General features: G+C 23.3%; 1 protein-coding gene. It reads left to right on the forward strand.

Annotated elements, in window-relative coordinates; genetic code table 11:
• Positions 1–47: 47 nt before the first annotated feature.
• The coding region (locus tag WFZ85_RS16210) for a hypothetical protein (RefSeq protein WP_342697278.1) at positions 48–300 on the forward strand (253 nt) is incomplete at its 3' end.

The following is a 300-nucleotide window of genomic DNA, read 5'->3' on the forward strand; positions in this document are numbered from 1 at the left end:
AATATGTATTGATTTTTGCCGAAGATAAAGAACTTTAAAATAGTGTTATGGCAACTTACTTTGCAGAAGAAAAAAAAAATGCTAATTACATAACATTTACTTTAAATTTTAATAAAGATGAAATGTGCTTTTTTAAAAACAGCATCTTAAATATTGATGGGGTTGATACTACTTTCTCTACAGTTTTTAGTGGATTAAATGGAAAAACTTATAGGAATAGAAATTCCGATATAATTTTATATGAACACTATAATAACAATTTAGGTAATATTATTGTAACTAATGAACTCAAAACTAATT

It is taken from the genome of Flavobacterium aureirubrum, assembly GCF_038739835.1.
In the GTDB taxonomy this organism is placed as follows: Bacteria; Bacteroidota; Bacteroidia; order Flavobacteriales; family Flavobacteriaceae; genus Flavobacterium; species Flavobacterium aureirubrum.